Here is a 15,288-nt window from a genome sequence, read left to right on the forward strand (position 1 = left end):
CATCGTATGAGCCTCCGCTGCGCGGGGGATAAAAGGAGCGATTCCATGGATCTGGATACCTATATGAATTCCCTGCGGGGCAAGCGCGCCGCCGTGCTGGGCGTGGGCGTCAGCAACCGGCCCCTGATCGAGCTGCTGGTGGACCACGGCTGCGCCGTCACCGCCCGGGACAAAAAGACCGACCTGGGGGACTTCGGCGCGGAGCTGGCCGCCCGGGGCGTGGCGCTGAAGCTGGGAGAGGACTACCTGGCCGATCTCACCGAGGACGTGATCTTCCGGACCCCGGGCCTGCGGCCGGACCTGCCGCCCATCGCCGCCGCCGTGGAGCGGGGCAGCCGGCTGACCAGTGAGATGGAGGCCTTTTTCCACGTGTGCCCCTGTCCCATGATCGCCGTCACCGGCAGCGACGGCAAGACGACCACCACCACCATCATCTCCGAGCTGCTGCGCCGGGCCGGACGGACCGTCCACGTGGGCGGAAACATCGGCCACCCGCTGCTCAGCGAGGCCGCCGCCATGGCGCCCACGGACTGGGCGGTGCTGGAGCTGAGCTCCTTCCAGCTGATGACCATGAAAAAGAGCCCGGCCATCGCCGTGGTGACCAACCTCTCGCCCAACCACCTGGACGTCCACAAGGACTACGCCGAGTACATTGCTGCAAAGGAAAATATCTTTACACACCAGTCCGCCCGGGACCTGGCCGTGTTCAATGCCGACAACGCCGACACCGTCCGCTCCGCCGCCAAGGCCCCGGGGCGGGTGCGGTGGTTCTCCCGGCAAAAAGAGGTGGACGAGGGCGCGTTCCTCCGGGGCACCAGCGTGGTGGTCCGGGACGGCCAGGGCGAGCGGGTGGTGATGGACACCGCCGACATCAAATTGCCCGGCGTCCACAACGTGGAGAACTACCTGGCGGCCATCGCCGCCGTGGACGGCCTGGTGAGCGACGAGACCATCCGGGACTTCGCCCGGGAATTCGGCGGCGTGGAGCACCGGATCGAGCTGGTCCGGGAGCGCAATGGCGTCCGCTGGTACAACGACTCCATCGCCTCCAGCCCCAGCCGGACCATCGCGGGGCTGCGCAGCTTCCCGGAGAAGGTCATCCTCATCGCCGGGGGCAAGGACAAGGGCATCTCCTACGCGCCTCTGGGCCCGGAGGTCAACGAGCACGTGAAGCTGCTGATCCTCTGCGGCGCCACCGCCGGAGTGATCCGCGCCGCCGTGGAGCAGGCGGACAACTACGCCGGGCTGGAGATCCTGGAGGTAAGCGATTACCCTGCCGCCGTGGCCCTGGCGGACAGCCGCGCCAAAGCAGGGGACGTGGTGATGTTGTCCCCGGCCAGCACTTCCTTCGACCGCTTCGCCAACTTCATGGAGCGGGGCCGGGTGTTCAAGGATCTGGTGAACGCCCTCCGGTAAGTTTCCGGCCTAGGGTCAACCCCTGCCCGCATAGGATGGCGGGAAGGGGGGCGATGTGCCATGGCTCTGGGATTTCACTACTACCGCCGCCGGCTGGCCCGGCTGCGGCTGGGACGGCTGGCGGCGCTGACCGCCGTGGCGGCGGCCCTGACGGCGCTGGCCCTGGCGGCGGCGCAGATGAAGCCGCTGCTGACCTCTCTCGCCACCACCCGGGTGTCCAACGCCGTGACCCAGATCGTGACCCAGTCGGTGGACGAGGCCATCGCCTCCGGCGAGCTGGACTATGAGAACCTGGTGAACTTCGAGAAGGACAACGACGGAAAGATCACCGCCGTGCGCAGCAACATGGCGGCCTTCAACCTGCTCCAGTCCCACATCCTGCAGACGGTGCTGGAGCGGATCAACCAGGTGTCCGCCAAGGACCTGTCCATCCCCATCGGGAGCCTGACGGGCTCGGCGCTGCTGGCCGGCCGGGGGCCCCGGATCACCGTGCGGATGGAGTCCGTGGGGTCCTCTCAGGCCAGCTTTCAAAACGCCTTCACCTCTGCGGGCATCAACCAGACCAAGCACCAGATCATATTGACCATCGACGTGTACGTCAGCATCCTGCTGCCGGGCTTCACCACCGCCACCAAGGTCTCCAACTCCTTCATCGTGGCGGAGACGGTGATCGTGGGCTCGGTGCCGGACAGCTACACCTATTTCAGCACGGATCCGGACACCTACGAGGAGGATCTGAAGGACTACATCCTCAACGGCAACTAAAACGCAACGGCAGGGGGAGGGCCTGTGGCCCTCCCCCGCACCAAAGAAAGGCAGGTATCCCATGGACTACCGGGAGGAAATGAAACAGCTGCGGGACTTTCTGAACCAGCAGAGCTACCTATACTATGTACTGGACGCGCCGGTGATCCCGGACTACGAGTACGACCGGCTCAACCGCCGCCTGGAGGAATTGGAGGCAGAGCACCCGGAGGAGATCACGCCGGACTCTCCCACCCAGCGGGTGGGGGACAAGATCCTGGAGGGCTTTGAGACCTACGACCACCCGGTGCCCCTGGAGAGCCTCCAGGACGTGTTCAACGGCGACGAGGTGGCGGAGTTCTGCGGCCGCATGGCCGAGGCCCTGGGCGAGGCCGTGGCCTACTCCGTGGAGCCCAAGGTGGACGGCCTCTCCGTTGCCCTGGAGTACCGGGACGGCGTGTTCGTCCGGGGCGCCACCCGGGGCGACGGCCGGGTGGGCGAGGACGTGACGGAGAACCTGAAAACCGTCCGCTCCATCCCCATGACGCTGCCGGACAAGCTCCCCCGGCTCATCGTCCGGGGGGAGGTCTACATGTCCCGGGCGGTGTTCGCCGAGCTCAACGCCCAGCGGGAGCTCCAGGGCAAGCCCCTGATGGCAAACCCCCGCAACGCCGCCGCCGGAAGTCTGCGGCAGCTGGACCCCAAGGTCTGCGCTGAGCGGAAGCTGGACATCCAGGTGTTCAACCTCCAGCTGGCGGAGGGAAAGACCTTCTCCTCCCACGCCGAGACTCTGGACTACATGGCCAGCCAGCACTTCAAGGTGATCCCCCACAAGACCCTCACCGGCACGGCGGCGGTCCAGGAGGAGATCGAGCGCATCAACGACGAGCGCATGGACTACCCCTTTGACATCGACGGCGCCGTGGTCAAGGTGGACCACCTGGCGGACCGGGAGCGGCTGGGCTCCACCGCCAAGTTCCCCAAGTGGGCCGTGGCCTTCAAGTACCCGCCGGAGAAGAAGTACTCCCGCGTCACCGACATCGTGGTCCAGGTGGGCCGCACCGGGGTCCTGACCCCCAAGGCGGTGCTGGAGCCGGTGCGCCTGGCGGGCACCACCGTCACCAACGCCACCCTCCACAACCAGGACTTCATCGCCGAGAAGGACATCCGCGTGGGGGACACGGTGCTGGTCCAGAAGGCCGGGGAGATCATCCCGGAGATCTTGGAGGTGGACCTCACGAAGCGGCCCGAGGGCACCGTGCCCTACGTGCTGCCGGACGCCTGCCCGGTGTGCGGCGCGCCGGTGGTCCGGGACGAGGACGGCGCGGCGGCGCGCTGCACCGGCGCCGAGTGCCCGGCCCAGCTGCTGCGCAACCTCACCCACTTCGCCAGCCGCGGCGCCATGGACATCGACGGCTGCGGCCCCGCCGTGGTGCAGCAGCTGGTGGACGCGGGCCTGGTCCGCACGGCGGCGGACCTGTACACCCTCCACGCTGCGGACGTTGCCAAGCTGGACCGGCTGGGGGACAAGTCCGCGGAGAACCTGATCCGGGCCATCGAGAACTCCAAGGCCAACGATTTGAGCCGCCTGCTCTACGGCCTGGGCATCCGCCAGGTGGGGGAGAAGGCCGCCAAGGTCCTGGCGGCCCGGCTGGGCTCCATGGAGGCCCTGATGGCCGCCACGGAGGAGGAGCTGACCGCCATCCCCGACGTGGGCGCCATCACCGCCCGGTGCATCACGGAGTACTTCGCCGGGGCCCAGGCCAGGGACCTGATCGCCCGCCTGGCGGCGGCGGGGGTCAACATGACCTCCACGGCGGCGCCGGTGGGGGACCTGCTTACCGGGCGGACCTTCGTGCTGACCGGGGAGCTGACCGCCTTCTCCCGGAAGGAGGCGGGGGAGAAGCTGGAGGCCCTGGGCGCCAAGGTCTCCGGGTCCGTGTCCAAAAAGACTTTCTGCGTGGTGGCCGGCGAGGCCGCCGGGTCCAAGCTGCGCAAGGCTCAGGAGCTGGGCGTCCCCGTCATCGACGAGGCGGCCTTCCTGACCCTGATCGGAGAGGGGGAGGGGGATGCCGCCGCGGTGCTGGCATCCCTGGACCAGGCACAAACGCCCGCCCCCTGAGGTACGACCACTCCGCAAATCCCCGCAAACACGGTCCCGACTGCCGGACAGCTGATCGGCAGTCGGGACTGTTTTATATTGATTTTTTCTTGAAAAATCGATTACGTATTTTGATTTGTTACAAAATAATTACGCAAATTTGTACGGACCTCCAAAATTCCCGAGGGGGGTGGTGGGAAATCTTATTGACATCCTCCATAGACACGGACGGCTCCTTCATGATATACCATAACCGTAGCCGGAAACGGCTGCCAAATCAATTCCAGAAAGGATGTGTGTTTCCCGTGAGATTGCATTCTGAGGCTGACATCCAGGAGTTCCTGGACACCGTGGAGTCCTGCGAAGGCGACGTGTATCTGAAGAGCCCGGAGGGAGACATTTTTAATTTGAAATCTTCTCTCTCCCGCTACATCGCGGTGGGCCGTCTGATCCAGGAGGAGGGCGACAGCCTGGAGCTGTTCGCCTCCCGCCGGGAGGACCGGGCCCGTCTGATGCACCTGGTGGCGGATCTGTCCAGCGGTACCATTCCCGCCGTGTCCTGATCCCCCAAAGCGCCAACTCCGCAAGCCGCCCCCGGTGGGGCGGCAGCGCGTGAAGAGGATCGCCCGCCGTCCCTTTGGGGAGGCGGCGGACCGCGAGACGACAGACGCCCGCCGTTCCGAAAAGGAACGGCGGGCGTTTTTGCGCGCTCCGGGGGCCGCTCAGCGGTCGAAGGAGGGGTTCATATAGTAGACGTTCTTCTCGTCCAGTCTGTCCTTGGCCAGGCGCAGTCCCTCGCCGAAGCGCTGGAAGTGGACGATCTCCCGGGCCCGCAGGAACTTGATGGCGTCGCTGACGTCCGGGTCGTCGCTCATGCGCAGGATGTTGTCATAGGTTACCCGGGCCTTCTGCTCGGCGGCCAGATCCTCGGTCAGGTCCGCGATGGTGTCGCCCTTGACGGCCATGCCGGCGGCGTTCCAGGGGGAGCCGGAGGCGGCGGTGGGGTAGACCCCGGCGGTGTGGTCGATGAAGTAGGGGGCAAAGCCGGCAGCCTTGATCTGGTCCTCGGTGAGGTCCCTTGTCAGCTGGTGGACGATGGTGCCGATCATCTCCAGGTGGCCCAGCTCCTCGGTACCGATGTCGGTCAGGAGGCCCTTGAGCTCCGGGTAGGGCATGGAGTAGCGCTGGCTCAGATACCGCAGGGAAGCGCCCAGCTCCCCGTCGGGCCCGCCGTACTGGCTGATGATGAGGGCCGCCAGCTTGGGGTTGGTGTTCTTGATCTTCACCGGGTACTGCAATTTCTTCTCATAGACGAACATCAGGCATTGCCTCCTTCCTCCCAGGGCCACGGGTCTTTCAGCCAGGCGTAGCCCGCCTCCGGCGTCAGATCCGTCTGCAGCAGGGGTCCGTACATCTGCTGGTACTTTTCCCGGCCCTCTTTGGCCAGCTTGATATAGGACCAGTAGAGGTTCAGGGCCTCCTGGTCCTCCGCGTGGGTGGTGAGGTAGAGCCCCAGCTCGTCAATGGCAAAGTCCAGGGCCATCAGCTCCACCAGAGCGGTGTTGGCGAGCTTCGTCTTGGCCTGGATGGCCGCCTTGAAGGGCAGGTCCAGCCCCGGGAACAGCGTCCCGGTCTGGAGGGCCTCCATCCGGCTGTACCGGACGGGGTTTTCCTCCTGCATGGGGATATAGGGAAATGCCAGCGCGCCGCAGCAGCCGGGCAGCTGCCCCTGGCCGGGGCCGCAGGGCTGCGGAGCGGGCAGATCGGGCTTGTTGGGTTTTTCCATCCTTGGGATTCCTCCTTACGTTCACATGACGCGGGGAGCGTCCCCGCGCCCACTCCATCCTATGCAGCAGGGGAGGGAAGGGCGACTGCCCTTGATTTTGGACCCGGCGGCGGCTATAATGCGGTATATGGGATAAGCAGGTCCTCATAGGCTCCCACCGGGGGTGGGGACGATGATGATCGTACTGCATAAGCGCCATCTGTACCTGGCGGGGCTGTGCCTCTGCTTTCTAGCCGCGCTGGGTGCGGTGCTGTGGCAGGGCAGCGGCGCCTATACGGCGGCCTTTGCCGCCGGCACCGCGGCGCAGCGGCCCACGGTGGTGGTAGACGCCGGACACGGCGGGGAGGATGGCGGCGCCGTGGCCGCCGACGGCACGGTGGAGGCGGGGCTGAACCTGGCTGTCGCCCTGCGGGTCCGGGACCTGCTGGCCTTCACCGGGGTGGACACCGTCATGACCCGCGCCGGAGAGGACGCCATCTACGATCCCGGCTGTTCCACGCTGCGGGAGAAAAAGGTGTCGGACCTTCGCAACCGGGCGGCGCTGGTGGAAGCCACGGAAAACGCCGTGCTGCTGAGCATCCACCAGAACAGCCTGCCGTCCTCGCCGTCGACCCACGGGGCCCAGGTGTTCTTCAACGGCGCCGAGGGCGCGGCGCCCCTGGCGTCCGGCGTCCAGGAGGCGCTGAACCAGGCGGTCAATGAGGGGAAGGCCAAGAGCCCGGCGGCCATCGGCGCGTCGGTGTACCTGATGAAGAACATCACAGCCCCCGGCGTGCTGGTGGAGTGCGGCTTTCTCACCAACGAGGCCGAGGCGGCAAAGCTGAAAACGCCGGAGCACCAGCTGCGCCTGGCCGCCGCCATCGCGGCGGGGCTGCTGGGCACGGAGTAAAGGACCGGCGTGCGCAGCGGCCAACACCCAAGGCTTTCCCCCGGGGGAAGCCGGCGCGCAGCGCGGCTGATGAGGGGGGCGGCGTACGGAGGTCTGGTCCGAAGCAGGCCCCCCATCCGGCACCTTCGGGGCCGCCTTCCCCCTTGGGGGAAGGTTTTCAAAGGCCCGGCGGCCGCCCGGGGACAGGCCCGCCAGGCGCTCCGCTCTTTTTGGGAGGTATTATGAAGCAAAAAACGCTCTTTTACTGCACGTCCTGCGGCAATGAGACCGCCAAGTGGGCGGGGAAGTGCCCGGCCTGCGGGGCCTGGAACACCATCGTGGAGCAGCCGGAGCAGCCCCGGACGGCGGGGAAGATCCCGCCCTCCCGCTCCGCAGGCGGACCGAAGCGCCGGGCCTGCCCGGTGACGGAGCTGCGCACCGACGAGGAGATCCGCTTTCCCACGGGCATGGGGGAGCTGGACCGGGTCCTGGGCGGCGGCGCCGTCAAGGGCTCGCTGGTGCTGGTGGGCGGCGCCCCGGGCATCGGCAAATCCACGCTGATGCTCCAGATCTGCGACCAGCTGTGCAAGTCCTCCCGGGTGCTGTATGTATCCGGGGAGGAGTCCGAGCACCAGCTGAAATTGCGTGCTAAACGATTACATGTGGACAGCCCCAACCTTCTGGTGCTGTCGGAGACCAGCCTGGGGGAGGTCCTGGAGGCGGTGACGGCGGAGGCGCCGGAGGTGCTGATCGTGGACTCCATCCAGACCCTCTGGAACGAGGCCCTGGACTCTCCGGCGGGCAGCGTCAGCCAGGTAAAGGACTGCGCCATGGCGCTGATGCAGGTGGCCAAGGGCCGGGGCATCACGGTGTTCGTCATCGGCCACGTCAACAAGGAGGGCTCCATCGCGGGCCCCAAGGTGCTGGAGCACATGGTGGACTGCGTGCTGTACTTCGAGGGCGACCAGCACGCCGCCCACCGGATCCTCCGGGCCGCCAAGAACCGCTTCGGCGCCACCAACGAGATCGGCGTCTTTGAGATGCGGGACAGCGGCCTGGTGGAGGTGGAAAACCCCTCGGAGCTGCTGCTCTCGGGCCGTCCGGAGGACGCGCCGGGCACCTGCGTCACCTGTGTCATGGAGGGGGCCCGGCCGGTGCTGGCGGAGATCCAGGCCCTGGTGGTCAGCACCGCAGGCTCCAATCCCCGCCGCACCAGCAACGGCTTCGACTACAACCGCTTCGCCATGCTGCTGGCGGTGCTGGACAAGCGGGGGGGACTGAAGGTCTCCGCCTGCGACGCCTATCTCAACATCATCGGCGGATTGTGGCTGGACGAGCCCGCCGCGGACCTGGCGGCGGTGATCGCCCTGGCCTCCAGCTATCTGGACCGGCCCGTGCCCGGCGACCTGGTGGCCGTGGGGGAGGTGGGCCTGACCGGCGAGCTGCGCAGCGTCAGCCACCTGGAGCAGCGGATCAGCGAGATCCACCGGCTGGGCTTCCGCCGGTGTGTGGTCCCGCGCCGCCGGACCGGGGCCCTGACGGCGCCGCCGGGTCTGGATCTGATTCCGGCCGGGAATATCGGTGAGGCGATCCGAGCGGCGCTGGGCGCGCGGGGATGAAGTGGACGCAGGCGCCGCCCAGGGACGGCACGCCCGCGGCGGCGGCGCTGTCCAGGGTGCACACGCCGTCCTGCTGGTACACGCACTGGCTGGTACAGGGGATCAGGCTCATGAGCATCATCCGTTCTGAAAGAGATTATCCATAGCTTGGCCGGGCAGCGGCGGTTTTATGTCCGCCGCTGCGGAAAGCTGCAAGGGCGCATCCGGACAACGCCGGGCGTCACAGCGGACCGCAGCGCGCAAAAACGCCGGACAGCGCAGGCCGCCCGGCGGCGCACCGGCAGATCTCCACGAGGAAAAGCAAACACAAAATGTGTAAACCCCCGGACGAATGCCGCTCACAGCCGCGCTCCGTCCGGGGAGACGCTGAGAGAGGAGGTTTTGCGGGGATATTATAAATTGAACAAAATAAAAATTTTGTTCAATTTAGGGGAGGGCAAAACGGCTATGGAGCCCCTTTGGGGCCTCCGGGACCCATCGGCCCCTTCCGGGCCCGGCGCCGGCCGGCACAGGCCGCCGCACTGTCCGGCGCATCTCCGCATACAGAGATATGATCGACTACCGCACCCAGGCGCCGCAGATCCTGCGGGATTTTCTGGCGTATCACGAGACCATCAAAGCCCACTCCAGGCGCACCGTGGACGAATACTTCCTGGACCTGCGGAATTTCTTCCGCTATCTCAAGCAGCAGCGCGATCCGTCCCTGGCGGGCCTGGCGCTGGACGAGATCGACATTATGGACGTGGATCTGGACTTTGTGGCCGCCGTGACGTTGACGGACATCTACGGCTACATGGCTTATCTCAGCCGGGACCGGGTCCTGCATCCAAACAGCGCCCGGTCTGACTACGGTCTGAACGCCGCGTCCCGGGCCCGGAAGATCGCCACGATCCGGTCGTTTTACAACTACCTGACCAACAAGATGCACCTACTTCGTGAAAATCCTGTCAAAGATATCGACTCTCCGAAATTGAAGAAAACATTGCCGAAATACCTGACTTTGGACGAAAGCATCCAGCTTTTGAGTTCTGTGGATGGCAAAAATCAGGAACGGGACTACTGTATCCTGACGCTGTTCCTCAACTGCGGCCTGCGGATCAGCGAGCTGGTGGGCCTCAACCGCCGGGACATCCAGGGCGACACCCTGCGGGTCCTGGGCAAGGGCAACAAGGTCCGCATCCTCTACCTCAACGACGCCTGCCAGGAGGCCCTGCGGCGGTATCTGGCGGTGCGGCGGCCCATCACCGGCCGGGACGCCGACGCGCTGTTTCTCTCGTCCCAGAACGAGCGGGTCAGCCGGTCCACGGTCCACGCCATGGTGAAAAAGCGCCTGGCCGAGGCAGGCATCGACGCCTCGGAGTACTCGTCCCACAAGCTGCGCCACACCGCCGCCACGCTGATGCTGCAAAACGGCGTGGACGTCCGGGCGGTCCAGGAGGTCCTGGGCCACGACCATCTCAACACCACGGAGATCTACACCCACATCGACAGCGACGCCCTGCGGGTGGCGGCGAAGGCCAATCCCCTCTCAAAAGTCAAGCGCAAGGGAAATCAGACGTGACCGGCCCGGAGGGACGCCTCCCGGCCGGTCTCCCCTTTCACGGCCCCCTCCCCTTTCCCCCGCCGCCCGGCGGGGCGGTCTCCGAAAAGGCGCGGCAGTCAGCGGTCCCGCATCCGGCCCCTGCGGAGCCACCGCTATGCCGTGCCGGTGCGGCGGGGTCACAGGGGCAGCAGCGGTCCCGGGACACCGGAGCTGAAAAGCGCAGAAAGACGCCGCCCGCATGATGCGGGCGGCGTCTTGTAGCATCATTTATAAAAACCGAATGGTCCTTATCTCTGCTGCTCTCTCATCTTGGCGAAGCACTCGCTGCAGTAGACCGGACGGTCAGACTTCGGCTCAAAGGGAACCTTGGCCTCGCCGCCGCAGGCAGCGCAAACAGCGGTGAAGTACTCCCGGGGACCGCGGGCAGCGTTCTTGCGGGCATCCCGGCAGGCCTTGCAGCGCTGGGGCTCGTTCTGGAAGCCGCGCTCAGCGTAGAACTCCTGCTCACCGGCGGTGAACACGAACTCCTGGCCGCACTCTTTGCACACTAAAGTCTTGTCTTCGTACATGTTTTTACCCTCTCTTTGAAAAGAAAAATATATATGCGCTCAGCTTCCGCTGAGATCGCCGGATTGAAGCTGCCGCGCCACCTTGCGTCGAATACGCTGCACGGCGTTGTCCACGGACTTTGGGGGCTTGCCTACCGTCTCGGCAATTTCCCTGCATGAAAGACCGTCCAAATAGTACCCCAAAATCTCTGCTTCAAACTCGGACAACTGTTTCCGGACACCGGCTAAGAGGGCTGCTGTGTGCTCCCTGTCGATCAGGAAATCCTCGGGATTGCGCTGCGCCAAATGACTGGTACCAGAGGTGTAGGAGTTGCTGTCAAGGAAGGGTGTATCCAGGGGAACCGACTGATTGAGCGGTGAATGCTTATCCCGCGCCGCGGCGCGGAGTACGGAATACAGCCGGTTGCGTATGCAGATTTCCGCGAACGTCCGGAACGAGGCCTCTTTGGCGGCGTCGTATTCCCGGACGGCTTTGATGAGACCCACCATCCCCTCCTGGGTCAGGTCCTCGCTGTCTCCGCCAATCAGAAAGAAGGGGCGGGCGCAGGTGCGGACCAGCCGGTTATACCGGGCCACCAGGACCTCCTCAGCCTCCCGATTTCCAGAGGCTACCAGAGCGCACAGGGCTTCATCGCTGTGCCGGTCCAGAGGCAGATGGGTTTGCTCTTGTGAGTTACGCATATGCCATTATACGCATCAATCTCTCGAAATGTCAAGCGAATTATTAAAATTGCCGGGGACTTTTTCTCACAGGTCCTGTGATTTTATGAAATCTGCCAAGCGGTCTGCCACTTCCTGGGCGGTGTTTGTGGACTTGGCCTCCACCATGACCCGGATCAGCGCCTCGGTTCCGGAGGGACGCACCAGCACCCGGCCGGTCTCGCCCAGGGCCTCCTCTTCCCGCTTCACCGCCGCGGCCAGCTCCGCGGAGGCCATGATCTTCTCCTTGACGCCGCCGCTGTGGGGCACCGCCACGTTCACCAGCACCTGGGGGTACACGGCGCAGACCGACGCCAGCTCGCTGGCGCTCTTGCCGGACCGGGCGAGGACCTGGAGGAACTGGAGGGCCGTCACCTCGCCGTCGCCGGTGGTCTCCACGTCGGTGAAGATGGTGTGGCCGGACTGCTCGCCGCCGATGCGGAAGTCCTTCTCCAGCATCTTCTCCAGCACGTTCCGGTCGCCCACGTCGGTGCAGATGAGGTCGATGCCGCTGTTTCGGCAGAACTCGTGGAGCCCCAGGTTGCTCATGACCGTGGCCACCAGGGTGTTGCCCCGGAGCTTTCCCCGGCGCTTCATGTCCAGAGCGCACACCGCCAGGACCTTGTCGCCGTCGATGACGCCGCCCCTCTCGTCCACCAGCAGGCACCGGTCGGCGTCGCCGTCGAAGGCCACGCCGATGTCGTAGCCGCCGGAGACCACCTGGGCGGACAGGTCCTCCAGGTGGGTGGAGCCGCAGCGGCTGTTGATGTTGACGCCGTCGGGCTGGGTGTAGATGAAGTCCGTATGGGCCTTGAACCGGCCGAACAGCTCCGGCGCCGTGGCGCTGGCGGCGCCGTTGGCGCAGTCGCACAGGATCTTCAGACCCGAGAGGTCCGACTCGATGGTGGAGGCCACGAAGTCGATGTAGTCCCGCTTCATCTGGCGCATGCCGTGGTGGCGGCGGCCGATGCGCTCCCGGGTCCGGTGCTTCATGGGCGCATCGGAGAGGATCTTGGCCTCGATCCGGGCCTCCAGGGCGTCGGAGAGCTTGTAGCCCTGGCCGCTGAACACCTTGATGCCGTTGTGCTCATAGGGGTTGTGGCTGGCGGAGATGACGATGCCCGCGTCGGCCTTCTCCTGCATGGTCAGATACGCCACCGCCGGGGTGGGGATGGTGCCCACCGGCATCACGTCGCCGCCCAGGTCGCAGATGCCTGCCATCAGGGCGGACTCCAGCATGTCGGAGGAGATGCGGGTGTCCTTGCCGATGACCACCAGGGGCCGCCGGCCCGTCTCCTCCTCCAGCACGGAGGCGATGGCCTGCCCGGTGCGGAAGGCCAGATCGGCGGTCAGGTTCTCTCCCACCACGCCGCGGATGCCGTCGGTTCCAAATAACTTGCCCATATCCAAATTACCTCGTTACGTTCAGATTTTTCAAAATTCGGCGCGGAAACGGCGCCTTTACAGCGTCAGCTGGTCCATGGGCTCCGCCGCCGCGCCGCCGGGCACCGGCAGGTGCAGGTGCCGGTAGGCCTTCTGGGTGACGCAGCGGCCCCGGGGCGTCCGGGTCAGGAAGCCCAGCTGCATCAGGTACGGCTCGTACACGTCCTCCAGCGTCACGGACTCCTCGCCGATGGTGGCGGCCAGGGTCTCCAGGCCCACGGGGCCGCCGCCGTAGTTTTCGATGATGGCGCTCAGCATCCGCCGGTCGATGGGGTCCAGGCCCAGGTGGTCGATCTCCAGGGCGCACAGGGCCTGGTCCGCCACCTCCTTGGTGATGACGCCGCCGGCCTTCACCTGGGCGAAGTCCCGCACCCGCCGCAGCATCCGGTTGGCGATGCGGGGCGTGCCCCGGCTGCGCCGGGCGATCTCATAGGCCCCCTCCGGCTCGATGTCCACGTTCAAGATCCCCGCGGACCGGGTGACGATCCGGGAGAGCTCCTCCGGCGTGTACAGCTCCAGCCGCAGCGTCACGCCGAACCGGTCCCGCAGGGGCGCGGACAGCTGCCCGGCCCGGGTGGTGGCGCCGATCAGGGTGAATTTCGGCAGATCCAGCCGGATGGAGTTGGCGCTGGGGCCCTTGCCCACGATGATGTCCAGGGCGTAATCCTCCATGGCGGGGTACAAAATCTCCTCCACGGAGCGGTTGAGCCGGTGGATCTCATCCACGAAGAGGATGTCGCCCTCCCCCAGGTTGGTGAGGAGCGCCGCCAGGTCCCCGGGCTTTTCGATGGCGGGGCCGGAGGTGATGCGGATGCCCACCCCCATCTCCTGGGCGATGATGCCGGCCAGGGTGGTCTTGCCCAGGCCCGGAGGGCCGTGGAGCAGCACGTGGTCCAGCGCCTCCTCCCGCTGGCGGGCGGCGGCGATGAACACGGACAGGTTCTCCTTGGCCTTCTCCTGGCCGATGTACTCCTTTAAGGTCTTGGGCCGCAGGGAGCCCTCCTGGGCGTCCTCCTGCAGAAAGGTCTTGGCCACGATGGGCTCTTCATAGATGTCATTGCCGAAATCGATGCTCAAATCGTCACTTCCTTTTGTGAGGGATCGAAAACTGCATTTTTACAGCGTAAAGAGGCAATAGATCAGCAGGATCACGCAGATCAGCTCGCCGGTAAAAAGCCCGGCAAAGGCCCGGAAGCAGTCATGTGCCTCCTGCTGTTCCCTGGCCGACAGGTCCACAAGCCGTTCCTGCTGCTTCAGCTCTGCCCAGCGCATTCCTTTGAAAATCGCAGGAATGCCAAAACCGAGTATGAAGGCCATCAGAGTGAAATATCCAAACACGTTTATTTCACCATCTTCTTCAAACTCTGGCGGATGATCTCCTCCAGAGGCAGGTTCTCCACGTCCACGCCCTTGAGGGCCAGGCTCACCTCCGCGCTGGAGTAGCCCAGGACCGCCAGGGCCTGGGCGGCCTCTGTGGCCTTTGATGTAAAGGCAGATACATTCACAGTATTTCCGCCGCCGGAGAAGTCCAGGCCCGTGGCGGCGGACTCCTTGGCCAGCTTGTCCTTCAGCTCCAGGATGATCCGCTGGGCGATCTTCTTGCCGATGCCCGGCGCCGCGGTCAGGGTCTTTTCGTCCCCGGTGATGATGGCCATGGCCAGGGCGTCCGGCGTGCCGGTGGAGAGGATGGCCAGGGCCGCCTTGGGCCCCACGCCGGAGACGCCGATCAGCAGCCGGAAGCTGCCCAGCTCCGCCTGGGTGGCGAAGCCGTACAGCTCGAAGATGCCCTCTCCCACATTCAGATAGGTGTACAGCTTTCCCCGCTGGCCCTTTTTCAGCCGGGAGAGGGTGTAGTTGGTGGTCTTGCAGGCATAGCCCACGCCGCCGCAGTCGATCACCGCCAGATAGGGCGCGATCTCCGCCACGGTGCCGTCCAGATAGTAAAACATGGTGTCCTCCTAAATGGTCTCCTTCACATCCCCGTTTTTCGGGAGCCGTGAAGTGAAAGTCCTTGCGTGGCACAGGGCCAGGGCAAGGGCGTCGGCGGCGTCGTCCGGCCGGGGCACGGCCCGCAGGTGCAGCAGCCGCTTCGTCATATCCATGACCTGGCGCTTTTCCGCCTTGCCGTAGCCGGTCACCGCCAGCTTCACCTGGCCCGGCGTGTACTCGTACAGGGGCACGCCGCACCGCTCCGCGGCGCAGAGGATGACCCCCCGGCCGTGGGCCACGGCGATGCCGGTTGTGAGGTTGGTGTTGAAGAACAGCTCCTCAATGGCCATCACGTCGGGCCGGAGCTTCCCGATCAGCTCCTCCATGTCCCGGTCGATCTGGTAGAGGCGCCGGGAGAGGGGCAGCCCCGCGGGCGTGGTGACGGCGCCGTAGGTGACCATCCGCGCCTGCCCCCGCTCCGCCTCCACCAGGCCGAAGCCGATGGTGGCGATGCCGGGGTCGATGCCCAGGATGCGCATAGGGTCCCTCCTTCCGCCGCTGTGTTTCCAAA

16 protein-coding genes are annotated in these 15,288 nt (G+C 65.6%); 7 read left to right on the forward strand and 9 right to left on the reverse strand.

Features of this window, described 5'->3' with window-relative positions:
* Nucleotides 1-45 precede the first annotated feature (45 nt).
* The 4 genes from murD to ACVDHE_RS13115 all read left to right on the forward strand — a co-directional run bounded on the left by murD (nucleotide 46) and on the right by ACVDHE_RS13115 (nucleotide 4,824).
* On the forward strand, nucleotides 46-1,416 hold the full coding sequence (gene murD, locus ACVDHE_RS13100) for a UDP-N-acetylmuramoyl-L-alanine--D-glutamate ligase (RefSeq protein WP_458884814.1): 1,371 nt from the start codon (nucleotides 46-48) through the stop codon (nucleotides 1,414-1,416).
* A 60-nt stretch (nucleotides 1,417-1,476) separates the two neighbouring features.
* Nucleotides 1,477-2,181 carry a sporulation protein YunB gene (gene yunB / locus ACVDHE_RS13105; protein WP_213038441.1) on the forward strand — a complete coding sequence of 235 codons (705 nt, stop codon included), beginning with the start codon at nucleotides 1,477-1,479 and terminating at the stop codon, nucleotides 2,179-2,181.
* Nucleotides 2,182-2,242: 61 nt separating this feature from the next.
* Nucleotides 2,243-4,282: an NAD-dependent DNA ligase LigA gene (ligA, locus tag ACVDHE_RS13110; RefSeq protein ID WP_458884815.1), complete on the forward strand. Its 2,040-nt coding sequence runs from the start codon at nucleotides 2,243-2,245 to the stop codon at nucleotides 4,280-4,282.
* Nucleotides 4,283-4,566: 284 nt separating this feature from the next.
* Nucleotides 4,567-4,824, forward strand: coding sequence for a hypothetical protein (locus ACVDHE_RS13115; protein WP_213038443.1), 258 nt, complete (start codon nucleotides 4,567-4,569; stop codon nucleotides 4,822-4,824).
* A 159-nt stretch (nucleotides 4,825-4,983) separates the two neighbouring features.
* Here the strand turns inward: ACVDHE_RS13115 and ACVDHE_RS13120 are convergent, their stop codons facing one another.
* Nucleotides 4,984-5,580 carry a manganese catalase family protein gene (locus ACVDHE_RS13120; protein WP_213038444.1) on the reverse strand — a complete coding sequence of 199 codons (597 nt, stop codon included), beginning with the start codon at nucleotides 5,578-5,580 and terminating at the stop codon, nucleotides 4,984-4,986.
* Entirely contained in the window at nucleotides 5,580-6,047 is a 468-nt protein-coding gene (locus tag ACVDHE_RS13125) for a spore coat protein CotJB (RefSeq protein ID WP_213038445.1), read from the reverse strand. Before ACVDHE_RS13125 ends, ACVDHE_RS13120 begins: the two co-directional genes overlap by 1 nt.
* Nucleotides 6,048-6,219: 172 nt before the next feature.
* Here ACVDHE_RS13125 and ACVDHE_RS13130 point away from each other — a divergent pair, with 172 nt between their 5' ends.
* The 3 genes from ACVDHE_RS13130 (at nucleotide 6,220) to ACVDHE_RS13140 (ending at nucleotide 10,095) form a co-directional block, all read left to right on the forward strand.
* Nucleotides 6,220-6,936 carry an N-acetylmuramoyl-L-alanine amidase gene (locus ACVDHE_RS13130; protein WP_458884816.1) on the forward strand — a complete coding sequence of 239 codons (717 nt, stop codon included), beginning with the start codon at nucleotides 6,220-6,222 and terminating at the stop codon, nucleotides 6,934-6,936.
* 221 nt (nucleotides 6,937-7,157) lie between these two features.
* Complete coding sequence (gene radA / locus ACVDHE_RS13135; RefSeq protein WP_458884817.1) at nucleotides 7,158-8,534, forward strand: DNA repair protein RadA; 1,377 nt, start codon at nucleotides 7,158-7,160, stop codon at nucleotides 8,532-8,534.
* A 550-nt stretch (nucleotides 8,535-9,084) separates the two neighbouring features.
* On the forward strand, nucleotides 9,085-10,095 hold the full coding sequence (locus ACVDHE_RS13140; protein WP_213038448.1) for a tyrosine recombinase XerC: 1,011 nt from the start codon (nucleotides 9,085-9,087) through the stop codon (nucleotides 10,093-10,095).
* A gap of 269 nt (nucleotides 10,096-10,364) precedes the next feature.
* On the opposite strand, the gene ACVDHE_RS13145 is transcribed toward ACVDHE_RS13140, so the two are convergent.
* The 7 genes from ACVDHE_RS13145 to ruvC form a co-directional block, all read right to left on the reverse strand.
* A complete protein-coding gene (locus tag ACVDHE_RS13145; protein ID WP_213038449.1) occupies nucleotides 10,365-10,646 on the reverse strand; it encodes a zinc-ribbon domain containing protein in 282 nt (93 codons plus the stop codon).
* A gap of 39 nt (nucleotides 10,647-10,685) precedes the next feature.
* The gene (locus tag ACVDHE_RS13150; protein ID WP_458884818.1) at nucleotides 10,686-11,327 is read right to left on the reverse strand and encodes a sigma-70 family RNA polymerase sigma factor; all 642 of its coding nucleotides are present in this window, start codon (nucleotides 11,325-11,327) and stop codon (nucleotides 10,686-10,688) included.
* A gap of 66 nt (nucleotides 11,328-11,393) precedes the next feature.
* On the reverse strand, nucleotides 11,394-12,749 hold the full coding sequence (gene glmM, locus ACVDHE_RS13155) for a phosphoglucosamine mutase (RefSeq protein ID WP_458884819.1): 1,356 nt from the start codon (nucleotides 12,747-12,749) through the stop codon (nucleotides 11,394-11,396).
* Nucleotides 12,750-12,806: 57 nt separating this feature from the next.
* Complete coding sequence (ruvB, locus tag ACVDHE_RS13160; RefSeq protein WP_213038452.1) at nucleotides 12,807-13,865, reverse strand: Holliday junction branch migration DNA helicase RuvB; 1,059 nt, start codon at nucleotides 13,863-13,865, stop codon at nucleotides 12,807-12,809.
* Nucleotides 13,866-13,904: 39 nt separating this feature from the next.
* Nucleotides 13,905-14,060, reverse strand: a complete 156-nt coding sequence (locus ACVDHE_RS13165; protein ID WP_418725321.1) for a hypothetical protein — start codon at nucleotides 14,058-14,060, stop codon at nucleotides 13,905-13,907.
* A gap of 68 nt (nucleotides 14,061-14,128) precedes the next feature.
* Nucleotides 14,129-14,737, reverse strand: coding sequence for a Holliday junction branch migration protein RuvA (gene ruvA / locus ACVDHE_RS13170; protein WP_458884820.1), 609 nt, complete (start codon nucleotides 14,735-14,737; stop codon nucleotides 14,129-14,131).
* Between the two features lie 9 nt (nucleotides 14,738-14,746).
* The gene (gene ruvC / locus ACVDHE_RS13175) at nucleotides 14,747-15,256 is read right to left on the reverse strand and encodes a crossover junction endodeoxyribonuclease RuvC (RefSeq protein ID WP_458884821.1); all 510 of its coding nucleotides are present in this window, start codon (nucleotides 15,254-15,256) and stop codon (nucleotides 14,747-14,749) included.
* Nucleotides 15,257-15,288 lie beyond the last annotated feature (32 nt).

It is taken from the genome of Dysosmobacter sp. Phy (assembly GCF_054476235.1).

Coding starts and splice junctions, on each gene's coding strand:
- murD (WP_458884814.1), top strand. CDS start 46: ATGGATCTGGATACCTATATGAATTCCCTGCGGGGCAAGCGCGCCGCC.
- yunB (WP_213038441.1), top strand. CDS start 1,477: ATGGCTCTGGGATTTCACTACTACCGCCGCCGGCTGGCCCGGCTGCGG.
- ligA (WP_458884815.1), top strand. CDS start 2,243: ATGGACTACCGGGAGGAAATGAAACAGCTGCGGGACTTTCTGAACCAG.
- ACVDHE_RS13120 (WP_213038444.1), bottom strand. CDS start 5,580: ATGTTCGTCTATGAGAAGAAATTGCAGTACCCGGTGAAGATCAAGAAC.
- ACVDHE_RS13125 (WP_213038445.1), bottom strand. CDS start 6,047: ATGGAAAAACCCAACAAGCCCGATCTGCCCGCTCCGCAGCCCTGCGGC.
- ACVDHE_RS13130 (WP_458884816.1), top strand. CDS start 6,220: ATGATGATCGTACTGCATAAGCGCCATCTGTACCTGGCGGGGCTGTGC.
- radA (WP_458884817.1), top strand. CDS start 7,158: ATGAAGCAAAAAACGCTCTTTTACTGCACGTCCTGCGGCAATGAGACC.
- ACVDHE_RS13140 (WP_213038448.1), top strand. CDS start 9,085: ATGATCGACTACCGCACCCAGGCGCCGCAGATCCTGCGGGATTTTCTG.
- ACVDHE_RS13145 (WP_213038449.1), bottom strand. CDS start 10,646: ATGTACGAAGACAAGACTTTAGTGTGCAAAGAGTGCGGCCAGGAGTTC.
- ACVDHE_RS13150 (WP_458884818.1), bottom strand. CDS start 11,327: ATGCGTAACTCACAAGAGCAAACCCATCTGCCTCTGGACCGGCACAGC.
- glmM (WP_458884819.1), bottom strand. CDS start 12,749: ATGGGCAAGTTATTTGGAACCGACGGCATCCGCGGCGTGGTGGGAGAG.
- ACVDHE_RS13165 (WP_418725321.1), bottom strand. CDS start 14,060: ATGCGCTGGGCAGAGCTGAAGCAGCAGGAACGGCTTGTGGACCTGTCG.
- ruvA (WP_458884820.1), bottom strand. CDS start 14,737: ATGTTTTACTATCTGGACGGCACCGTGGCGGAGATCGCGCCCTATCTG.
- ruvC (WP_458884821.1), bottom strand. CDS start 15,256: ATGCGCATCCTGGGCATCGACCCCGGCATCGCCACCATCGGCTTCGGC.